Origin of the sequence: Xanthomonas fragariae (genome assembly GCF_017603965.1) — a bacterium.
GTDB classification, from domain to species: Bacteria; Pseudomonadota; Gammaproteobacteria; order Xanthomonadales; family Xanthomonadaceae; genus Xanthomonas; species Xanthomonas fragariae_A.
In genome coordinates this window covers 3,234,521-3,253,993 of the sequence record NZ_CP071955.1, presented here as the reverse complement: position 1 = coordinate 3,253,993, position 19,473 = coordinate 3,234,521, and the positions used below count along the sequence as shown (strand labels likewise).

14 protein-coding genes, 1 tRNA gene and 1 pseudogene are annotated in these 19,473 nt (G+C 61.4%); 7 read left to right on the top strand and 9 right to left on the bottom strand.

What is annotated here, in order from left to right:
- Window positions 1-63 precede the first annotated feature (63 nt).
- From J5I97_RS15360 to thiS, 4 genes are all read right to left on the bottom strand, one after another.
- A complete protein-coding gene (locus J5I97_RS15360) occupies window positions 64-1,926 on the bottom strand; it encodes an SLC13 family permease (protein ID WP_208587444.1) in 1,863 nt (620 codons plus the stop codon).
- A 68-nt stretch (window positions 1,927-1,994) separates the two neighbouring features.
- Window positions 1,995-2,753, bottom strand: a complete 759-nt coding sequence (gene trmB / locus J5I97_RS15355) for a tRNA (guanosine(46)-N7)-methyltransferase TrmB (RefSeq protein WP_208587442.1) — start codon at window positions 2,751-2,753, stop codon at window positions 1,995-1,997.
- Window positions 2,754-2,913: 160 nt separating this feature from the next.
- On the bottom strand, window positions 2,914-3,708 hold the full coding sequence (locus J5I97_RS15350) for a thiazole synthase (RefSeq protein WP_208587441.1): 795 nt from the start codon (window positions 3,706-3,708) through the stop codon (window positions 2,914-2,916).
- Window positions 3,709-3,757: 49 nt separating this feature from the next.
- Window positions 3,758-3,958: a sulfur carrier protein ThiS gene (gene thiS / locus J5I97_RS15345; RefSeq protein WP_208587440.1), complete on the bottom strand. Its 201-nt coding sequence runs from the start codon at window positions 3,956-3,958 to the stop codon at window positions 3,758-3,760.
- Between the two features lie 203 nt (window positions 3,959-4,161).
- Between thiS and J5I97_RS15340 the strand changes: the two genes are divergently transcribed.
- From J5I97_RS15340 to J5I97_RS15330, 3 genes are all read left to right on the top strand, one after another.
- On the top strand, window positions 4,162-5,946 hold the full coding sequence (locus tag J5I97_RS15340; RefSeq protein ID WP_208591780.1) for an autotransporter outer membrane beta-barrel domain-containing protein: 1,785 nt from the start codon (window positions 4,162-4,164) through the stop codon (window positions 5,944-5,946).
- Between the two features lie 119 nt (window positions 5,947-6,065).
- Window positions 6,066-6,139: transfer RNA gene (locus J5I97_RS15335), tRNA-Gly, on the top strand.
- A 67-nt stretch (window positions 6,140-6,206) separates the two neighbouring features.
- Window positions 6,207-7,760 carry a site-specific integrase gene (locus J5I97_RS15330; protein ID WP_208587439.1) on the top strand — a complete coding sequence of 518 codons (1,554 nt, stop codon included), beginning with the start codon at window positions 6,207-6,209 and terminating at the stop codon, window positions 7,758-7,760.
- A gap of 9 nt (window positions 7,761-7,769) precedes the next feature.
- On the opposite strand, the gene J5I97_RS15325 is transcribed toward J5I97_RS15330, so the two are convergent.
- A protein-coding gene (locus J5I97_RS15325) for an IS3 family transposase (RefSeq protein ID WP_208587438.1) occupies window positions 7,770-8,872 on the bottom strand; the annotation gives its coding sequence in 2 pieces (ribosomal slippage) (window positions 7,770-8,614 and window positions 8,614-8,872; 1,104 coding nt in all).
- A 68-nt stretch (window positions 8,873-8,940) separates the two neighbouring features.
- A pseudogene (locus tag J5I97_RS15320) lies at window positions 8,941-9,309 on the bottom strand (hypothetical protein); the annotation flags it as partial.
- Between the two features lie 43 nt (window positions 9,310-9,352).
- Between J5I97_RS15320 and J5I97_RS15315 the strand changes: the two are divergent.
- Window positions 9,353-9,769: a helix-turn-helix domain-containing protein gene (locus J5I97_RS15315; RefSeq protein WP_345776702.1), complete on the top strand. Its 417-nt coding sequence runs from the start codon at window positions 9,353-9,355 to the stop codon at window positions 9,767-9,769.
- A 42-nt stretch (window positions 9,770-9,811) separates the two neighbouring features.
- On the opposite strand, the gene J5I97_RS15310 is transcribed toward J5I97_RS15315, so the two are convergent.
- The 3 genes from J5I97_RS15310 to J5I97_RS15300 form a co-directional block, all read right to left on the bottom strand.
- The gene (locus tag J5I97_RS15310) at window positions 9,812-11,152 is read right to left on the bottom strand and encodes an AAA family ATPase (RefSeq protein WP_208587437.1); all 1,341 of its coding nucleotides are present in this window, start codon (window positions 11,150-11,152) and stop codon (window positions 9,812-9,814) included.
- Complete coding sequence (locus tag J5I97_RS15305; protein ID WP_208587436.1) at window positions 11,149-12,105, bottom strand: reverse transcriptase domain-containing protein; 957 nt, start codon at window positions 12,103-12,105, stop codon at window positions 11,149-11,151. Before J5I97_RS15305 ends, J5I97_RS15310 begins: the two co-directional genes overlap by 4 nt.
- 212 nt (window positions 12,106-12,317) lie before the next feature.
- Window positions 12,318-13,718, bottom strand: a complete 1,401-nt coding sequence (locus J5I97_RS15300; RefSeq protein ID WP_208587435.1) for a site-specific integrase — start codon at window positions 13,716-13,718, stop codon at window positions 12,318-12,320.
- Between the two features lie 866 nt (window positions 13,719-14,584).
- Here J5I97_RS15300 and J5I97_RS15295 point away from each other — a divergent pair.
- The 3 genes from J5I97_RS15295 to J5I97_RS15285 all read left to right on the top strand — a co-directional run bounded on the left by J5I97_RS15295 (window position 14,585) and on the right by J5I97_RS15285 (window position 19,264).
- Window positions 14,585-16,486 carry a leucine-rich repeat domain-containing protein gene (locus tag J5I97_RS15295; protein WP_430541807.1) on the top strand — a complete coding sequence of 634 codons (1,902 nt, stop codon included), beginning with the start codon at window positions 14,585-14,587 and terminating at the stop codon, window positions 16,484-16,486.
- 359 nt (window positions 16,487-16,845) lie between these two features.
- Window positions 16,846-18,138: a bifunctional tetrahydrofolate synthase/dihydrofolate synthase gene (gene folC, locus J5I97_RS15290; protein ID WP_208591777.1), complete on the top strand. Its 1,293-nt coding sequence runs from the start codon at window positions 16,846-16,848 to the stop codon at window positions 18,136-18,138.
- 58 nt (window positions 18,139-18,196) lie between these two features.
- The gene (locus tag J5I97_RS15285) at window positions 18,197-19,264 is read left to right on the top strand and encodes an SPOR domain-containing protein (protein ID WP_208587433.1); all 1,068 of its coding nucleotides are present in this window, start codon (window positions 18,197-18,199) and stop codon (window positions 19,262-19,264) included.
- The last annotated feature ends 209 nt before the right edge of the window (window positions 19,265-19,473 follow it).

The window sequence follows — 19,473 nt, the reverse complement described above, 5'->3', positions numbered from 1 at the left end:
GATGTCGATCATCCATCTGCGCACACATTCGCGCCTGTCGCTACCGCCGACCAAGACGCCGACTCAGCGTGCCGCCCACCAGAACATCAGGTTGATCATCGACACCATCACCACGATGTAGATCAGCGACAGCGGCGCGCCCACGCGCCACAACGCGCGCGGCTGATAGTTGGCCGGGCCAGCCACCATCGAGATCACCGGGTTGGACGCGGTCATCAGATTGTTGGATGCCGACAACGCCACGATCAGTCCGAACGCAGTCGGATCGCCATTGGCCGCCAGCGCCAGATTGACCGCGATCGGCACCATCACGATGGTCGCGCCGACATGGCTGATCACCAGCGAGAACGCGGTAGTCAGCAACGCCAAGCTGATTTCCAGCACCCACACCGGGATGCCTTCGGGCAGGCGGTCGATGGTGTGGCCGGCCACCCAGGCCGCAGTGCCGCTGCTGTCCATCGCCCAGCCGAGCGGAATCAGCCCGGCCATCATGAAGATGGTCTTCCAGTTGATCGACGCGTAGGCCTCATCCATGTGCAACACGCCGCTGACCAGCATGCAGGCCACGCCGGTCATCAGCGTCAACGCCACCGGCAAGTGCGAGCTGAGCGCGATCAGGATGGTGAAGGCGAAGATCGCCATCGCGATCTTGAACTTGTGCGGGCGCTGCTCGCCTTTGGGAAAGTCGGTGACCGGCACGAAGTCGTGGCTTTCCGCTGCCTGCGCCAGATCCTGCCAGATACTGTGGAAGACCAGCATGTCGCCGGCACGCAGCGGCACGTTACGTACGTCCTCGCGTATCACCTGTTTGTCGCGGTTGATCGCCAGCAGGCTGATGCCACTTTGCTTGCGCAGTCGCAATTCGCCGGCGCTCTTGCCGATCAGCCGCGAGTTGGGCGGAATCAGCGCCTCTGAAATACCGGCCAAGCTGGGGTTGAACAAATCGCCCAGGTTGCGCAAGCGCGAGGACATGCGCAGGAATTGGTTTTGCGCAAAATCGGCCACTTCCGGGCGCGGCCCCATCGCACCGAGCACGCTGCCGACCCAGATGCGCATGTCGGCCGGCGGCGCCAGGCGGGTGTCGTTCCCTGTCTTAAGCGCAAGTAGCAGAGGCGCGTCGTGCAACGCTTCGGCTTCGCCCAGGGTCATGCCGACCAACGGGCTCTCGGCGGTGACGATGAGTTCGAACACGTCGCCCTCGATGCCGTAGGTCTTGGCGAAATAGCTTTCGGTGCGCGATGGCGTGACTCCTTCGTTGATCAACCGCTCTTCTTCCATCAGCTTTCGGTCGCCGTAAAAACGGAAGTACAGCAGTGCCGCGATCAGCAACGCTACACCGATGGGCAGCGGCGCGAACATCGTCAACGGCTCGATGCTGGCCATGCCCGAGGGCAGGTTGTTGTTGGCCGAGACCAGCAGATCGTTGAGCAGGATCAGCGGCGAATTACCCACCATGGTAAGCGCGCCGCCCATCACAATGGCTGCGGCGATCGGCAGCAACATGCGCTGCAAGGTGAGGCCGGTGCGTGTGGCCAGCCGTGAGGCGACTGGCAGATACAAGGCCATCACCGATGGGTTCTGCATGAACGACGAGTTCAAGCCGGAGATGGCCAATGTCATCATCATCAAGCGTTGTTCGCTGCCATGCGAACGTCGCAGCAACCAGGTCGCCAATCGATTCAACGCACCGGTGCGCTCCAGCCCCGCGCCCAGAATGGTGGTAGCGATGATGCTCATTACCGCATTACCGGAAAAACCACCGAACAGTTCTTCCGGCGCAACCAGCCCGGTGACACCCAACACCACCAACACGATCAACGCCACCACGTCGGCGCGGATGCGCTCGAACAAAAACATCGCCATCGTGAAACCGACCAGCCCGAGTACGAGCTTCATATCGGTGGTCAGCGTCAGCGCGGTGTCCATTGGGGGCAGGGATTCGGAAGTGGGGATGCGTAAGGCGACGACGGCGTCGAGTATGCGGGGAAGCGCTGTTACAAATCCCGAATCCCCCCTCCCGAATCGCGGTCGTGCAGCAGATCCCACACGCCATGGCCGAGTTTCTGGCCGCGGCTTTCGAAGTGGGTCTGCGGGCGCCAAGCGGGGCGTTCGACGTGGCCGCGTGGGCCGGCGCGATTGACCAAGCCAGAGGTGGCATCGAGCACGTCCCACATCTGCTCGGCGTAGTCGGCCCAGTCGGTGGCCGTATGCAAGCGGCCGCCATCGCGCAGCTTGCGCACCAGCAGTTGCGCAAACGCGGGCTGGATCAGACGGCGCTTGTTGTGACGCTTTTTATGCCATGGATCCGGGAAATAGATGCGCACTTCGTCCAGGGCGCCATCGGCGATCTCATGCGCTAGCACTTCCACCGCATCGTGGTGATACAGGCGTACATGCGTGCTGCCATCGTCGTCCAACGCATTGAGCAGCCGACCGACCCCTGGTGCATGCACCTCGATGCCGATGTAATCGCGGCTGGGATCTTGCTGCGCGGCAAAGCGCAACGCTGCGCCATTGCCAAAACCAATCTCCAGCACCCTGGGCGCCGCACGGCCGAAGGCCGCATCCAGATCGCGCGGCGTGCCGGTGTAGTCCAGGCCGAAGCGCGGCCACAACGCATCGAACGCACGCTGCTGCGCCAACGTGAAGCGGCCCTGACGCAACACGAAGCTACGCACCTGCCGGCGCCCCTCTTCGATGGTGAAGGGCTTGGGCGGCATCTTGGCGCCTGCGCTGGTGAAAGGATCAGTCATGAAAGTCGGTCATGTCAGACGATAAAAGCCACTCTCCAACGACAGATGGGTTGGCGTGAGGGTGCGCCCGCAGCCGCGCGCAGTCGAGCAACGGCAGCATCCGACACGAGGCAATGCCAATCACAGCTCATCGAATACAACGCCAATTCAAAACACCCACTCATCCAATCACACCATCGATCGGACTGGATGCCGACGCATACCGCTTGCGCGGAATCCGCCCAGCCAGAAACGCCTCGCGCCCCGACTCGATCGCCTTGCGCATCGCACTCGCCATCAGAATCGGATCGCGCGCTCCGGCAATGGCGGTATTCATCAGTACTCCGTCGCAGCCCAGCTCCATCGCGATCGCTGCATCGGAGGCCGTGCCAACGCCGGCATCGACAATGATCGGCACCTTGGCATTTTCGATGATTTCCAGCAGGTTGTACTTATTCTGGATGCCCAGGCCCGAGCCGATCGGCGCGGCCAGCGGCATCACCGCCACGCAGCCTATCTCTTCCAGCCGCTTGGCCAGGATCGGATCGTCGGAGGTATAGACCATCACTTCGAAGCCATCGGCGACCAGTTGCTCGGCGGCCTTGAGGGTCTGCACCACGTCCGGGTACAGCGTGCGCTCGTCGCCGAGCACTTCCAGCTTGGTGAGATTGTGGCCGTCCAGCAGCTCGCGCGCCAGCCGGCAGGTGCGCACTGCATCGTCGGCGGTGTAACAGCCGGCGGTGTTGGGTAGCAGCGTATAGCGATTCGGCGGCAGCACGTCGAGCAGGCTGGGTGCGTTCGGGTCCTGGCCGATGTTCACCCGGCGGATCGCCACGGTGACGATCTGCGCAGCCGCCGCTTCTGTGGCCAGGCGGGTTTCGTCAAGATCCTTGAACTTGCCGGTGCCGGTCAGCAGGCGCGAGCGATACGGTTTGCCGGCGATGACCAGCGCATCTGAGGGGGCGTGATTCGTCATCGGGCAATTATCACCGATCGGGCGCAGATGCGCCGATCTGCGCGCGGCATCAACCGCCGCCCAGCGCGTGCACGATCTCCACCACATCGCCGTCGCGTAGATGGTGGGTGGCATGCCGTCCACGCGACACGATTTCGCCATTGACTTCGACCGCGACGCGTCGTTGTGACAAGCCTTCCTGCTCCAGCAAGCTGGCCAGTAGCAAGTTGTCGGGAATGTCGCGCGTGCTACCGTTGAGTTTGATGTTCATGCCATCATTGTTGCATCGCGTGTTGCATCGCGTGCCGCTACGGCGTGCGTTTTTGCATTGCGCGGCAATGCAGCGTAAGCGCGGGCGGCGCGGGTGAAATCACGTGCCATTTGCTGGCGTACGTGTGCTGGTCCGGGTCAGTTCCACTCCATCTTGAGCAGGCATTCCCCATGGCTTCAACCCTTCGTCCGATCCGTTCCCTGATGGCGGTGACCATTGCCCTGGCGGCCAGCCCGGCAATGGCCGCGTCTGCATTCGACCAGACCTTGTTCTTCGGTGACAGCCTCACCGACAGCGGTTATTACAACCCGCTACTGCCGGCCGCCTCGCGCGCGGTCACTGGCAAGTTCACGACTAACCCAGGCTGGGTCTGGGCCGAGTATGTGGCCGACCACTTCGGCACCAATGCCGCGCCCAACGGCAATGGCCAGACCGGCGACAACTACGCTGCCGGCGGTGCCCGCATCCAGGCCGGTTCGACCAGCCAACTCGGCGCTGCGCCCTCGGTGACCAGCCAGATCAATACCTATCTGACCGCCAACGGTGGCCAGGCCAACCCGAACGCGCTCTACACTGTGTGGGGCGGCGCCAACGACCTGCTGGCTGCCGCTGCAGCACCGGCGCAGGCGCAGACCATCATCGGCAACGCGGTCGCCGCTCAGGTCGGTGCGGTCGGTGCCTTGCAGGCTGCCGGCGCGCGTTACGTGATGGTGCCGACCATTCCGGACGTGGGCATCACCCCGCGCTTCCGTGCCGGCGGTGCCACCACCATGGCACAGGGCACTGCCGCCGCGACCGCCTACAACACCGCACTGTTCAACGGCCTGCGTTCGGCCGGCCTGCGGGTGATTCCAGTCGACACCTTCCACATCCTGCAGGAAGTAGTGGCCAGCCCGGGCACCTACGGCTTCAGCAACGTCACCAGCACCGCGTGCAATCCGGCCGTGGCACTACCGGCATGTAACCCGACTAGCTTGGTCGCTGCCGATGCAGCGAACACGTATGTGTTTTCCGACGGTGTCCACCCGACCACCGCGGCCCATCAGATCCTGGGCCAGTACGCCATCTCGCTGCTGGAAGCGCCGCGTTTGCAGCAGGTGCTAACGCATTCCGCACAAGCCGGCGGTCGTGCGCTCGCCGATCAGGTGGCGTGGCATCTCGACGGCAAGCCGGACGCCGATGGCCCGCGTTGGTGGGGCAGCGTGCGTGGCGACATGCAGCGCTACGCCCACGCCGATCTTTACGATGGCATGGCGCCTGCCGGTCTGTTCGGTGTGGATTGGAGCGCCGGTAACCTGGTGTTCGGCGGCTTTGCCGGCTTCGGCAGCATGGACGCGGACTTCGGCAACCGTAACGGCAGCTTCAAGCAGGACGACACCACCCTGGGCGTGTTCTTCGGCTGGTACACCGGCCCGGTGTGGCTCAATGCGCAGGTCAGCTACAGCGCCCTGCGCTACGATGTCGACCGCGAAGTGCAGCTCGGGCAAGCCACGCGCGTGCACAGCGGCTCGCCGGACGGCAGTAACCTCACCGCCGCTGTCAACGCCGGTTACTCGCTGGGCGAGGGCAACCTCAAGTACGGCCCGGTGGTCGGCCTGACCTGGCAGAAGCTCAAGCTCGATGGCTACACCGAGAGCAACCAAAGCTCCACCGCACTGGGTTACGCAGATCAGGACATCGACTCGCTGGTCGGCCGTATCGGATTCCAGGTGCGTCTGGACGGTGCTGCGGTCAAGCCGTATGTGCAGGCAACCTACGACCACGAGTTTAAGGACGGCGTGGAGGCCGGCGCCTGGCTGCAGTCGATTCCGGAGGTCGGCATGTACACCGTTCCGGACCAGAACTTCGATCGCAACTACGCGACCGTCGTGCTTGGTGCTCGCACCGGCCTGTGGGGCCTGCAGAGCAACTTCGGCCTGAGCACTACCACCGCCCAGCGCAGCGCCCGCGACGCCACCTTGTTCGTGAACTTCAGCGGCAACTTCTGAAGCACGCGACGCACAGGCACGTAGCACACACGCAAGACACCAGGGCCGGGCAACCGGCTCTGGTCACGTCTGCGCATTGCGTCCGACACCTGCACCCGCATAAAATCCGCCAACGCCGCGCGGGCGTAGCTCAATGGTAGAGCTGTAGCTTCCCAAGCTACCGACGAGGGTTCGATTCCCTTCGCCCGCTCCAGAGCTTCCACTCAGTCCGCAAGTGATTGATTGAGTTGGAGAATTAGGCCGATTGATGATTCCGAGCGATGCCCCTTGAGGTATCAATCGAGGTATCAATCTTGCCCAAGCCTCTGATGATTTCGCGCTCAGCCGGCCTGTATGCGCGCTTCTTTGTTCCCACCGATCTTCGAGCCATGATTGGCTCGCGTTACCTTGTCCGATCGCTGGGAAACCGTCGTGGTGACCACGCCAGGCTGGCGGCGGCCACGATGGGGATGGCACTATCGATGGCATTCGATGCCATGCGGAAAGGGATGACCGTGGATCTGGAAGAACTGCTGGAAAAGGTTCGCAATGGGGACATCAAAGAGCTGACGCTGAAAGATGTGACGCTGCCGGATGGCACGCGCATCGCTCAGGCGCAGCTGGACAACCCCGCCGATGCCGGGATCTTCGGAGACCTAATGGTGCGGGCGCGGCAGACAGAGCCAACTGAGGTCATGGCGGCAAGGGTGGCCAAGCGTCGGCAACAGTTGCGCGAGGGCAGTCAGCGCATATCCGGCGGCGGCGATGCACCCAAGGCGCTGATGCTGTCCAAGGCGATGGCCGATCATTTGAGGGACCTGGCCGGGGCCCGTCTGCATCAGAAGACCGTGCTCGAAAGCCGCCACACGCTGCGCCTGTTTGCCGGGATCCTTGGCAAGAACGTGCCCGTGGCATCGCTGACCCAGGATCACGTGCGGGCCTTCTTTGAGGGCGTGCGTTACTGGCCCTCGAATGCGACCAAGCGGCCGGCCTACCGAGACCTGTCGGTGCCCGAAGTCATCAAGCTGGCGAAGAAGAACCAGGAACCGGAACCGGCGGCGTGGACCATGGCGAAGCACCGGCAACGGTTGAGCGTGTTCCTGGTCTCATTAGTCGAGGGCAAACACCTGGCGGTGAACCCGCTGGCGGGCATCCGAGCGATCGCAACGCCGGACTCAGAAGACACGGGTTCGCCTTTCACGGACGCCGAGTTGAAGGCGATCTTTGACCCGGTGGAGTTCCCAAAGTGGGCGTCGAAGTATCCGCATCGCTGGTTTGGGCCAATCCTCGGGCTCTACTCGGGCGCGCGCGTCAACGAGATCGCGCAGCTCCGGCTGGAGGACATCGACACCATCGACGGCGTGCCCGGCTTCTTCGTCCGCAAGATCGGGAAGAAGCAGAGCATCAAGAACAAGCACAGCCGGCGTTTCGTCCCGTTGGCTCAGCCGGTGATCGATTGCGGCTTCTTGGACTACGTGAAAGAGGCCCGGCAAGCTGGGGTGGAGCGTCTCTTCCCGGACCTGCCCAACTCGACAGGGCTGGGTTATGGGCGGCAGTTGAGCCGGCAGTTTTCCGTCTACATCAAGCGGCAAGGGGTCTCGGAGAAGGGGCAGGGGTTCCATGGGTTCCGCCACACCATCGCCTCACGGCTGGACGAGGCCGGGGTGTCGGCTTCGGCGATTGGAGCGCTGACTGGCCACGGGACTGGGCAGACGGTCCTAGAGAAGTTCTACATTGACCGGAGGAGCTTGCCGGACCGGGTGGCAACGCTAGCCAAGTTCGCCCCGCCTCTTTCGCTATCTGTCTACAGATCGACGTCCCCCCGCCCTGAGTAGCGGTCGGGTTTAGAGTCCGGGGTTGATGATATCGGTGTTGGCCAGATGTTGGGCATAAGCAGCTGGTGTCATGCCGCCGATCGCCTTCTTGGGTCGGTCCTCGTTGTATTCGCGTCGCCAGCATTCGATCTCGGTGCGCGCGTGCAGCAGTGTTGGGAACCAGTGCTCGTTGAGGCATTCGTCGCGTAGTCGGCCGTTGAACGATTCGACATAGGCGTTTTGATTTGGCTTGCCGGGTTGGATTAGCCGTAGTTGCACACCACGGGCATGTGCCCAGGCGACCATTGCCTTGCCGCAAAACTCCTTGCCGTTATCGGTGCGGATCACCTGCGGCAAACCGCGACTGTGCGCGAGCCGATCCAGCACGCGCGTCGCGCCATGGCCCGAGATTGCGCGCTCCACCTCGATGGCGACCGCTTCGTGCGTGGCGTCGTCCACGATCACCAGACACTTGATCACCCGGCCTTCGGCGGTGCGGTCGAACACGAAGTCCATCGACCACACCTGGTTGGCCTGCGCTGGCCGCAGCAGCGGTTGACGCTCGCCCACCGCTACTTTTTTGCGCTTGCGGCGCCGGACCTGCAGCTGCTGCTCGCGGTACAACCGCTCCACCCGCTTGTAGTTCACGATGCGCCCTTCCTGTCGCAGTTTGAGATAGATCATGCCCACGCCATAACGGCGATGGCGATGCGCCAACGCCAGGATGCGCTCGCGTAATTCGACATTGCGGTCTTCGCGCGGGCAATAGCGCAGCGCACTGGCGCTCATGCCGATCGCCGCCAAGGCGCGGCGCTCGCTGGCGCCACACCCAATCCACTCGCGCACCAGCGCACGACGCGCCGGTGCGCTCACCACTTTTTTCGCAGCGCATCCTTGATCAGGTCGTTCTCGAATAGCTGCTCGGCCAGCAACTTCTTCAGCCGGCTGTTCTCGGCTTCCAGATCCTTGAGCCGTTTGGCATCGGGCACGCTCATCCCGCCGAACTTGCTGCGCCACAGGTAGTAGGAGGCCTCGCTGAAGCCATGGCGCCGGCACAGGTCCTTGATCGCCACGCCCGCTTCGGCTTCGCGCAGAAAGCCGATGACCTGCTCGTCGGTAAAACGCTTCTTCACGTCCAATCTCCTTGGGGGTAGGGAATTGGACTCCAAACTGGGGGGCTACTCAAAATCGGGGGGACGTCGGTCCAGATGTGGGCCTCTGCGGTCCAGCAGGGCAGGGAGGCGCCCCACTCGGTGAACGTGAGCGCCACTCGGGGCCAATCTAGGCGTCCGGCTTGGGCGGCTTGGTGGTTGTCGCCCTTGAAGAGTCCGGGCAGCTTTCCTGCACCGCTGATGGGCGTGTAGATCGAGCCAGTTCCCTGGCTGCCGGCCTTGCTGCTGGCGTTCGGCTTGATGCCGACCATCTGCTTCCCGGTGTCAGCTAGGCCTTTGCCGAGCTGACGGAAGAAGCCGGGCTTTTGTTCTTGTGCGTCCTGGGCGTGGGCGGTGAACGGCGAGACGAGTGTCAACGCCAGGAGCGCCGCGAACGCTCCTTGTCCTGCGTGCTTCATCGAAAACCCCTGCAATACCGCCCGTTTGGCGGTGTTTGCAAATATGGCAAATGCAGCGCAGGATTGGAAGCGGCAGACTTGGGGGTCAATTCATCCTTCGTTGGTCTTCATGCCTGCTCCGCTGCCTCCCGCATACACCTTTGGCCGTCGCCTTCGTGAGGCCAGGCTTGCGCGGGGCATGAACCAAGCCGCCTTGGGGGCTGTTCTCGGGCTCGAGGAGCAGAACTCGGCGGCCCCTAGGATTTCGCGCTACGAGCGAGGGGACCGCATGCCTGACAACGAAAGTATGGCAAAGCTGGCTGAGGCGCTGGAGCTCCCGGTGGCGTATTTCCATGCCGTCAGCGATCCAATGGCGGAGGCCATCTTGGTAATGTCGAAGCTGCCTGAAGCAGCGCAGGAGGAATTGGTGCGTCGGATGCGCGACTTTGCACGAGATAGCGTGCGAGAACGCGGCGGGTAATAGCTAGGCTAAAGGCCTGACCCCACTAAGATTCTCCTGAGCTCAACCGTGAGGGGGAGGTAACAAGTTGATTAAAATTTGCTTTATTTCCTGAAAGCCAATTTCTTGCCTTCCGATTAAATAATCGAAAATTTCCTCCTGCGTAGCGATTCCCTTATCTATTAGATATCTTTCGAAGTCTCTGTCGCTGGTAAAGTTGTCGCGCGGAGTAGTAAATGGGAAGTCGGGGTCTTCACTCCTGGCCGCCCAGAGCGCTTTTTCAACGCTTTTTAGAGGGATCGTGTGAATGCTCGCATGTTGGGCGTATCTCTCCTTGTATTGGTCGCCATCGAGGAACGCGACCACCTTTTCAGGAGTGGCTAGGAACTTATCTAACTCATTGCTTTCGATGAATGCTGCAACCTGAGATGCGCCTCCAATGTGAATAACTTTGTAATTTAGCAAAGTGTTTGGGCAGTATTTTTTAATCAAGTGGTGAACTAGGGTGGTGAGCTTCTTATCTTCCGTCGCGATATATCTATCATAACCGACGAATCCAAAAAGCATCAGCATTGCATGGCTGTAAGACGTGGGTTTGATTGAGACGCTGTCAGACTCTGCCTCCATGTAGAAGAGCTCGTCAGCCTCTAGTTGGCGCATCAGCGCAAGAGAGTGAGTGGTGAAGAGGATCTTGCGGTCATATTCCGCGCAGAACTCGCGTAGCCAACCGGGTAGATTTGCTTGGGCGGCTGCGTCCAAAGACAGGTCAATCTCGTCAATCACCAAAAGCTTTGAGGTGCCCTTGATTGTTCGGTAAAGATTTATAAGGAAGTGCTCACCCGAGCTGAGGTAATCCTCACGTATATAAGTCCCATCTTCTCTGACAAGAGCATAGTAGTTCTTCCCCCTAACCCGGACCTCGACCATTGCGGAGTAGCGGTTGGTCTCGTAGACCGCATTGAGGAAGGTGATCAGCTCGTCAGGGATGCGATAGGTTTCCAAGGCTATGGATGTCCGAATGTCTTGGTCAGCCTCGCTGGCGCTTTTAAAGTAGTTGAACCGGGCTCCGTATGGCATGGGGAGCTCTGCGGCAACAAGTTCGCGCAGTTCCTTGGAGATTTTCCCTCGGCAGTCTAGGGAGCGAACCCTGCTGTCATAGGCAAAAGTCACTTGTTCGCCGTCCAGGTCGTAGACGATCCGGCTTTTCTCCGAGAACGCGTAAGGCGTGGCGGTTCGTATGAACGTGTCTGAGTTTGAAAGGTTCCGTAGGGCCCTCACCAGAGTAGTCTTTCCTGCGCCATTTCGGCCCACCATGCACATCAGTCCGTTCTTGGAGAGATCTACGTCAAGGTGGAGATGAGCAACGTGCTGGATAGCTTCAAGCGTTATCTGCAGGCGACTCATTGGGCAGACCTGTGTAGGAGGCTGTCAATGACGGTGGTGCCGAACTTGGTTCTGAGCTTCTCTAGATAGGCAGGGTCAGCAGCGTGGGCATAGCTGATGAAGCCACTAAGGCGCTGTAAACCTTCTTCCATGCCTTCATTATGCGTTTCTTCAAATATTTTCAGTAACCGCGCCCGATCTCTCAGATAGAAGTGAATCCACGACTCAATACGGTTCCTAACATCGCGGTCGATGGCGATGTCTCCTGTAGGAAGAATCACAAGTCCTAAGAGCTTGATCTTCCGGCCAATCGTTGTCAGCTTGCTTTTTGCGAGGTTTAGCTTGAATCCATCGCCAAGTTCACTGGCGAGGCAGCCCTCGATGACGGAGGTTGCATCCGATAGATTGGCGCGATCATGCGTGGATAGCACGATGTCGTCGGCATAGCGTGTGTAAATCCATCCCCGGTCATGGCTGATCTGTGACAGTCGCCTATCAAAAGAGAGGAGGCAGGCGTTGCTCACGATCGGGGATGTGGAATAGCCGATGGGCAGCTTGCCATCGATGGTGAGTAGCCGGAGAACATGTTCCACATGATCCTCAAGGTCGGCAACGGGTGTCTCGTTCTCCAACAGAGCCCTGCGAATCAACGGCGTCGTGATGCTGTCGAAGAACCGTTCTAGATCGGTCTGGAAGAATGCACGACTCGTTGCATGGGGCTTCACCGCCTGAGTGAGGGTCGCATTTTTGCGATAGGCAAAGGAGACTGATGTATTGACAGGAAGGTGCTCTAGAACAAAGCCGTTGAGAAAAGCGTGGAAGTCCTTCAGGACTCTGGACGGCTTATAGATGGTGCGAGTCTTCCAGATAACCGGACTGTAGTTCTCTTCGGGAGAAAAGGCCAAAAACTCGTCGAAGCGATATTTGCCGTGATACATGGCGTCGAACAGCTTGTGTAATGGCTGTGGGGTCATGAAGCGCGGCCTATCACTCACTGGGGTGAAGGGAAGCGTAGCCCATCACTGGCTAGGACTGCACAAACGAAATGCCCGGTCGGGCGTTGGCCTGCGACCGGGCATGCGTAAGTAAATGAAACGCCCTAGGGACCAGACATTAGACCGGAGCTACTCCTAGTCGCTGGTATGAGAAACTTTAGCACGGTTTGCGCGGCGTATGCAAGTCCGCCTCAAGGGTAGAACTTGCTAGGATCAGCCAAGCACTTGTCGAACTGCCCCCGCTGGTAGCGCGGCAGGTCCACGTTGGGCTGATACAGCTCCAAAGCGCTGATCTGCTTGCTGCGCGTCACCTGAGGCTTCTTGTGGAGGTAGTGCCTGCGCAGCACCTGGACCCGGTCGCGGGGATCGGTGCTGTGGCCTGTGACCAGGGCAATCTCCTTCTCCGGAACGTCCTGGACATCGAGCTCGGTGGCCAGCGTGTGGCGGAAGGCATGGAACCCGATGCCTTTGGGGAAGCCCAGGCTCTTCAGGTAGCGCCCAAAGTCCACCACGAACTGCTGACTGTAGCGAGCGTTGGTTTCCCCCGTCGTGCGGTTCACGCCCGCAGAGAGCAGGGGGAACAGCCGAGGATGGCCCGTTTCCTTCATGTCCTCCACGAACTCCAGGAAGCCCGCCTCCAAGAGCGGCTTGGCGATGGGGATGACGCGCATGCAGCCAGCGCCTTTCATGCTTTGCCGGCTGCGCCGACGTCGCTTCGGGTCTGCGGCCAGGTCTTGGTCCAACGTCTTCTGGAAAGCAATGCACCACACCCCGCGCTCCTCGATGATGTCTGTCAACTTCAGCTGGCACACCTCATTGACGCGAGCACCGGTATACAGGCCGAGCATCGGTGCCCACCAATACTGCGGCTTCTTGGCCCAGGGGATGAATGTCGCGGGGTCAAAAATGGCTTGCAGGTCTGCGTCCTCGAACAAGCGGATCGCCTTGTCGGGGTTGATGGTGTGATCTTCCTTGGGCTTCCGGAAGGCTTTCATCGGTGACAAGTCAATGGCTTGTCCGTTGACCAAGTGGTTGAAGAAGGCAACAAGGAATCGGCGGTGACGCTCTTCCGTGGCAGGTGACAGCGGTGGCACGTCTTGCTCTTTCCCCAGCGCGATCGCCTCGTCGAAGGAGAGGTCCTTCAGCAGTGGATCCGACATCAGGTTCCTTGGGGCCCAGCGCAGCAGTTTCCAGAGCGCCTGGATGTGGTAATAGTCCACTCGAGCCGCGGAGATGTTGCCGCAGGTAAGAAGCAGGAGCTTCAACGTGCGCTCGGTGGACTGGATGGTTTTGGGCTCCAGTTGCCGGCGACGCATGTCCTCCAGATGATCCTCGATCTCCTTGGCCAGAGGGCGCGCCGGCGTGCCCATGGGCAGCTGCGCAGGATAGCGCGTGCTGTTCTTCAGACCGCTCTTCCGTCCGGTTTCGTCGAGCGCGGCGAGGATGCATTCTTGGAGATTGATGGCGGCTTCCCGGCCTCGGACGATAGCGAGGTCAATACGGTAGCGGCCAATGTGGATGCCTTCCAAATGCAGGAGGCCGAAGGGCGAGGCGATGTAATCGTTGAGTGCTGCGGAAGGGTTGCTGGTCATGGGTCACTTCCATCGAAAGATGGAAGTAGGGATATGACAGGACGAAAATTCGTCAATGGGGGCGATACAAAAATCTGCGGTGTCGGCGCAGTCCTTAGGCGTCGTGGTGTCCCCTCTGGGGTGCCCTCCAGACTCACTAATCCGTTACCTAGCGGAAACCCTTATAAAACAAGGGGTGCGAGGGAATTTGCGTCGATTTATCGCAGTCAATTCTGTTCCCTTCGCCCGCTCCAGAGCGGCCGCCATCGTGTGCAAGTTACTGAATAGATGGTCTATTGGGTAAGACGGTTCCTGGAACTGAGGTATCCCCGGCTCCAGCGCCAGCTCTTTAGTAGATTCCGACTGAATGGATAGCTACGTGTCATGGCGTTTAGTGCGCTGAAGGCCAAGCGGGGCGCGTACTTGGTGATTGCGCGCGCGGGCGCCCCCGCGGCGTGGAGCGTGTTTATCGGCAAGCGTCCGGTTCGCATAGTGACGTAACGTTTTCGCTTCCGCGTCGCGATGGCCATAATTGGCAATTAGCCTGGGGTTTCAGGGATCTCTGTAATCCCGCTGAACTCGCCGAGCACAACGCCATGTTCAACAACATCCGCAGCAATTTCAGCCGCCTCCTGCCCTCTCGTCAGCGAACCGACACCACAGGGGGCGCACCTGCCGAAGACGCCACGCAACGCGAATCTCCCGGTGCGGAGCAGGGCATACTCGCCCCCCTGAACACGCGGCCGCGGCCGAACACGCGGCCGCGGCCGCAGCCGCAGCCGCCCGCGGACACGCCATCGGCAAACCGCTTTCAGCCCAGAGCTACAAGATTTCAGCCCAGAGCTACAAGACCGGGGGGGTTGTCCCGGGCACGGCCGATTTTGGCAATGCCTTCGGTCGCGACGGCTGGAACGTCTTCTGATGACCCACCGGTCACCGTAGAGCAGGCAATCGACGACTGGCTCGAGCGCAGCCTGCCGAGGGCGGAACAGGTGGGACACATCCCTGGCGTCAGCATGTTCGACCCCAGCGTAGGTAATACCCCGGAGATTGCTCTACACATAGTGGCCGACTTGCTCAAAAGTACCGCCGCCAGTAGAGGCAGCACGCTTAAAATAGAAGTCCTTCCTGCCGAGACATTGCCCGACGCCATCGGTCAGATGCTGCATGGCCTGCAAAAACTGTCGCTGTGTTTGACCTCGCTGACCTCACTGCCTGAAAGCTTGGGGCAGCTAGGTGAGCTGCGCCATCTGGAGGTGGGAAATTCGCCGAATCTGAAAACGCTGCCATCGTCGTTGACGCGCCTCCCCAAGCTGAATACCCTGCAGTTGAGCATGCTGCCACTGAAGAAATTGCCGGACGACCTGGGAAACCTGCAAAGTCTGCGCGACCTCACGCTGATCGGGGGGGAATATACGCGTCTGCCAGCCAGTGTGACGCAACTGAGCCAGTTGTATCAGCTGACTTTAAAATCAAAGTGTTTGCAGCAGTTGCCTGAAGACATCGGCAAGTTGCAGCAGCTCCGGTCATTGACCCTGCGCTCGAAGTCACTGGAGCGCCTGCCAGACAGCTTGACCCAACTAAAAGAGTTGAAAGAGCTCACACTGTCCTCCAACTCCATTCTGACGCAATTGCCAGAGAATATAGGGCAACTGAACAAGCTGGAAAAACTCGACCTGGCCTCCAACCTCGAACTGGCGCAATTGCCACAGACCATAGGGCAATTGAGCGGGCTGAAGGAACTGTCGCTGAGAAACTGCAAAAATCTCATGGATTTGCCCGATAGCCTGGGGGACCTCTCGCAGTTGAAGCTCCTTGACTTGACCGATACAGGTATGCGGACCCTTCCACAGTGCCTGGCTCGGCTTCCCGCTGACTGCGAAATCAGGGTGCCACTTCATATGAAAATACAGTTGCACCGGATCCGCCACCCCGAGGCGGCGCGGGCGCAGGAGCAGGCTGCGGAAAATCGGCGTGCCGTCAGATTGCGGAGTCAGCTCGAACAGGCCACGGCATCATGGAACCGCGTGCCCCAATTCAAGAGCGCGCTAGAGCGCATCGAACCCAAGAACCCCGCTCTGGTGGAGTGCTTCGACAAATGGACGCGGGCTATTGCGCAAAACGCTCGGAACTACGGCAGAGCAATGACACCTAGCGACATGCCGCTTCTGGACAAGGTGGTGGCCCATGCCATCCAATCCAGCTCATTCCGAAGCGTCTTCGAGGACTTTTTGCGCGATCACACCAACAAGCGCGTGAACGTGGATGATGGTATGACGCGGGTGGGCGGCGGCGGGCTGACCGTGTTTGGTGACGTTAGAACCGCGTTCTCTAAAATGCTGGAGCACAAGCTCATGCATATGGATGAGCAGGTGAAGCTGCCGGTGGAGCCGCCGGTGGGGCAGGTGGACGAGCTGCGGAAGTTGAATGAGGAGAGGAAGCAGGCGCTAAGGGCGCTGCAGCAGGAGGAAGCGCTAAAGCTGCTGCAGGAGGCAATCAAAGATCTAGGGATGTCGCGCCGCGATTTGCTCCAAAGCACAAACGAGCTGACGGGGAAACGGCAAATGTGGCCGCCGTTGCGGGCCTACGTTTCCGTGCATGATTTGGAGGGGAGGGCAGCGGTGGAATCCGCGTATGCACTTGGCAACGCCAGCTCCGAGGACGCAGAGAAGGGCGTGACCACCGAAGAGGAAGTCCTGCAGGTGTACAAACAGGAGGAAGCCCGCGCTAATGCGACCATCGACGAGCGGGCCAAGGTGCTGGTGGACCGCGAATGGGGCATCCAGTAGGGGTTGGCGTGCCGTGCTCTCTGGCGACGGCTCCAGCGCCATGTCACCGACCAAACGGTGACGTTCGCCGATCAGGGCAACACCGGGCAAGACCCTGCGCAAGCCGGCCAGGGACGAAGACATCGAGCGGCATGTGATCACGCTGCAGGATGCCAGGCAAGGCGTTGTGTCGCTTCCATGTCGCTGGCTGCTCGCTACGTTTTGTTAGCTGCTCTTAGACCAAGACAACGATGCTCTGCGATTCAAACCGCAACGCAGGCTACCAGCGCAACTGCATGCGGCAGGCTTGATTTCACGTCCAGGCGCTGCATGGCGTGGAAAGCGGCGATAATGCGTTTTTCCCACGCACAGTCATTGTCCTGAACGCAATGCACACTCTCTCCGACTGGCTCGCCCACATCGAGCGCCAGCATCCGCGAACCATCGCCATGGGGCTGGAGCGCATGCGCGAAGTCGCTGCGCGCCTGCAGATCGAAGTGCCGGCCAGGCACGTCATCGTTGTGGGCGGCACCAATGGCAAGGGCTCCACCGTCGCCTTCATCGAAGCGATCGGGCGCGCCGCCGGTTGGAAGGTGGGCACCTACACCTCGCCGCATCTGCTGCGCTACAACGAGCGCGTGCGTATCGACGGCAACGAGGCCAGCGATGCGCAACTGATCGCTGCATTCGCGGCGGTCGAGGCGGCGCGTGGTGAGACCGCGCTGACCTATTTCGAGTACGGCACGCTGGCGGCGCTCTGGTTGTTGCAGCAATCCGAACTGGAGTTGGCGGTACTGGAAATCGGCCTGGGCGGACGCCTGGACGCGGTCAACATCATCGATGCCGATGTGGCGGTGATCACCACCGTGGATATCGATCACACCGATTGGTTGGGCGAAGACCGCGAGTCAATCGGCACTGAGAAGGCCGGCATCATCCGCGCCTGGAAGCCGGTGGTGCTGGGCGAGATCGACCCGCCGTCGAGCGTGCTGCGGCGTGCTTACCAACTGGGCGCCAACGCGATCCGTGCCGGCAGCGATTATTTCTTCGAGCCGATCGACGCGCAGCAATCCGACGCGCAGCAGTGGCGCTGGCGCGATATGGCGGTGACGCTGGAATTGCCGATGCCGGCCATGCACGCACCTGTGCAACTGGCCAACGCCGCCGCGGCGATCGCTGCGCTGCAGGCCTTGCCGGTAGACGTGCCCGATGCGGCCTGGGCGCAGGGCATCACCAACGCGCAGGTGGCCGGGCGTTTGCAGCGCATCGATGTCGATGGCGTGCAGGTGTTGCTGGATGTCGGCCACAACCCGCAGGCTGCGCGCGCGCTGGCCGCTGCACTGGGCGCGCAAGCGCACGCTGGCAGCACGTATGCGATCTACGCCTCACTGGCGGACAAGGACGTGCTGGGCGTGGTGGCAGCGGTCGCCGCGCAGATCGACCACTGGGTGCTGGCAGGTCTGGTCGACGCACGCGGTCAGTCGGCCGAGGCGCTGCAGGCGCGCTTGCGCGGTACTGCCGCGGCGCAGGCACTGTGCCATCACGACGTTGCCAACGCGCTGCGCGCGGTGCTTGCTTCTACCATAACCGGCGATCGGGTGCTGGTGTTCGGCTCGTTTCATACCGTGGTCGACGCATTGCAGGCACTTCATTCAGGCCACCAGGTTCGGTAGCCGGGCGGCGGCCTTATAATCGCTGCGGCACCCCGCCACGCCGCCTCTCGTCTCTTCCGTGGATACTGCTCTGAAACAGCGACTGATTGGCGCCATCGTTCTGGTGGCGCTTGCCGTGATCTTCCTGCCGATGCTGGTCAAGGGCCCCGCGCCGTCGAGCGGAGTGGCCGATGTGCCGCTCCATGCCCCTGCAGCGCCTGCCAATGGCGCGTTCGAAACCCGCGAATTGCCGTTGGTCACCCCGGGTAGTGCGCCCACCGGCGGCGCGCTGGGCATGCGCGGTGCCGCCACTGCGCCGGCAGCGGTGCAGGACAACCCCGATGCGGCCGATCTAGCCAATCCGTCCAGTGCGCCATCCGCGCCTGAAGTGGCAGCTGGCAACTACGCGGTGAATTTCGGCGCATATGCCACCAGCGCCGATGCCGATGCGGTGATCGCGCGGCTCAAGCAGGCGCAGTTGCCGGGCTTCAGCGAAAAGGCCCAGATCAATGGTCGCCCGGCCTGGCGCGTGCGCGTTGGGCCGTATGTCGATCGGGCGCAGGCAGAGTCGGCGCGCCTGCAGGCAGTGAAGGTGCGTAGCGACGTCAACGCCCAGGTGGTGACCCTGGATGCGCATGCCGCCGCGCCTGCATCGGCAGCCGCACCGACGCCTGCGCCTGCCGCAAAGCCGAGCAGCAGCATCGCCGCCGCCAGCACGACCGCGCCTGCCAAGACCGAACGCCTGCCTCCGGAGCCGGCCAAGCAGGTGACCGTCGCGCCCAAGCCGGCTGAAGCGTCTAAACCTGCGCCGGCCAAGCCTGAAGTCGCGAAGGTGGAGCCGGCTAAGCCCGAACCTGCCAAGCCTACCGCCGCCGCGGCGCCTGCCGCGCCGTCAGCGCCCGCCGCCAGTGGGGTCGGTTTCGCGGTGCAGCTGGGTGCCTTCGGTCGCGCCGAAGACGCCGACGCGTTGCGCGACCGAGTGCGCGCCGCTGGCTTCAGCGCGTTTGTCGAGCAGGTCCGCACCGACAAGGGCGAGCTCAATCGGGTGCGTGTCGGCCCGGTGGCCAATCGCGGCGATGCCGAACAGTTGCGTGCCCAGGTGGCGGCCAAGGTCGGCATTTCCGGCATGGTCCGTCCGCATCCGTAAGACGACTGTGTGGCGGTCAGGCGGTGTGGTTCGTGCTCAGGCGCAGGATCGTTCGTACACTGTCGTGCTTGCGCGCCGGCATGTCTGCGCTAGCTCCGGGCGGTACGCTGCCGGCAGCGGCTGGATTGCCGATCCGCCTCATACCCATGGAGAGGAGGCAATGAACACCGAGCCACGTTGGACCAACGGCGCGCGCGCCGCGCGGAGAA

Coding starts and splice junctions, on each gene's coding strand:
- J5I97_RS15360 (WP_208587444.1), bottom strand. CDS start 1,926: ATGGACACCGCGCTGACGCTGACCACCGATATGAAGCTCGTACTCGGG.
- J5I97_RS15295 (WP_430541807.1), top strand. CDS start 14,585: ATGCCTTCGGTCGCGACGGCTGGAACGTCTTCTGATGACCCACCGGTC.
- J5I97_RS15350 (WP_208587441.1), bottom strand. CDS start 3,708: ATGACGAATCACGCCCCCTCAGATGCGCTGGTCATCGCCGGCAAACCG.
- J5I97_RS15315 (WP_345776702.1), top strand. CDS start 9,353: ATGGCAAATGCAGCGCAGGATTGGAAGCGGCAGACTTGGGGGTCAATT.
- J5I97_RS15330 (WP_208587439.1), top strand. CDS start 6,207: ATGCCCCTTGAGGTATCAATCGAGGTATCAATCTTGCCCAAGCCTCTG.
- J5I97_RS15340 (WP_208591780.1), top strand. CDS start 4,162: ATGGCGGTGACCATTGCCCTGGCGGCCAGCCCGGCAATGGCCGCGTCT.
- J5I97_RS15310 (WP_208587437.1), bottom strand. CDS start 11,152: ATGAGTCGCCTGCAGATAACGCTTGAAGCTATCCAGCACGTTGCTCAT.
- J5I97_RS15300 (WP_208587435.1), bottom strand. CDS start 13,718: ATGACCAGCAACCCTTCCGCAGCACTCAACGATTACATCGCCTCGCCC.
- thiS (WP_208587440.1), bottom strand. CDS start 3,958: ATGAACATCAAACTCAACGGTAGCACGCGCGACATTCCCGACAACTTG.
- trmB (WP_208587442.1), bottom strand. CDS start 2,753: ATGACTGATCCTTTCACCAGCGCAGGCGCCAAGATGCCGCCCAAGCCC.
- J5I97_RS15305 (WP_208587436.1), bottom strand. CDS start 12,105: ATGACCCCACAGCCATTACACAAGCTGTTCGACGCCATGTATCACGGC.